The organism is Brevibacillus sp. FW306-2-1A-C05A, from assembly GCF_058781555.1.
Genome location: NZ_JBYSWV010000110.1, coordinates 1 through 1,079, shown reverse-complemented (window position 1 = coordinate 1,079; position 1,079 = coordinate 1). Strand labels below are relative to the sequence as shown.

At 46.1% G+C, this 1,079-nt stretch carries 1 protein-coding gene; it reads right to left on the bottom strand.

The window, feature by feature from the left end; all coding sequences use genetic code 11:
* Positions 1 to 10 precede the first annotated feature (10 nt).
* Positions 11 to 970, bottom strand: coding sequence for an IS30 family transposase (locus AC3WJN_RS25530; protein WP_007786161.1), 960 nt, complete (start codon positions 968 to 970; stop codon positions 11 to 13).
* Positions 971 to 1,079: the final 109 nt, after the last annotated feature.

Genomic DNA, 1,079 nt, shown 5'->3' with positions numbered 1-1,079 from the left:
TGACGGATTGTCAAGCCAAGTGCGACACTGCCTCCATGAATGATTCGTAGGCGGTCTTCCAACCCAAACACTTTCTTGGACGATTGTTAATGAGATATAACGCATGGATCAATTCTTCCGTTGATACTTCAGCAAAATCTTTACCTTTAGGGAAAAATTCACGGAGAAGCCCATTGGCATTCTCGTTGGTGCCTCGTTGCCACGAGGAATATGGATCGGCAAAGTAAATATCCAGGCCATGGTCTGCCTCCAATCGTTCATGACAGGCAAATTCCTTTCCACGATCAACAGTGGCTGTTTGAAATGTACCTTTAGGAAAAGAGCCAGCAATCACTCCAAATGCCATCTCGAAGGATCTTGCAGTTCGATCAGGCATCTTGATGGCAAGATAGAGACGGGTCTTACGCTCGGCAAACGTGGCGACGCATGCTTTGCTTTTTCCCCGACTGGAAACTACCGTATCCAGTTCCCAATGCCCAAAACTCTCACGTTTTCTCACTTCTTTTGGTCGTTGTTGAATGGATTTTCCTACGTTAAATCGACCACGCGTTTCTCGAGGGTGTCTGCGTTTTCCCTTTTGGCGCAAGACAGTGGTATCTCCCTTCACCAATAAACCTTGATAGAGCCAGCGATAAATCGTTTTAAACGATACTTTCTGATCGGGGAAGTCCTGGCTCATACGTCCAGAAATTTGCTCAGGAGACCAGGTTTGTTCTAATTTCTCGGCAATATAGGAGCCACGTTTAGGTGTCCATTTGCCACGGGAAGTGGATTTCTCTCGACGCTGCTCATACGCATGTTGAGCATTCTCGGCTTGATATTCGCCTGCCTCTATTCCCCGAGTTAACTCACGGGCAATCGTAGAGTGATGTCGTTTGAGTTCAGTGGCAATAGCCCGAGTAGACCAACCCAGACGATGGAGTAACGCTAGCTGACTGCGCTCTGTTATGCTAAGATGTGAATAACTCATGATTGATTCTCCTGTGTAAATGTGATGTGGTAACTTCATTTTACACGAATCAATCATGGGCCATTTTTTTATCTAGCTGTTGGTGTCGCACTTCATATTACAATCCGTC

Bases quoted from the DNA above. Each gene is read 5' to 3' on its own strand.
- AC3WJN_RS25530 (WP_007786161.1), bottom strand. From the start codon at position 970: ATGAGTTATTCACATCTTAGCATAACAGAGCGCAGTCAGCTAGCGTTA.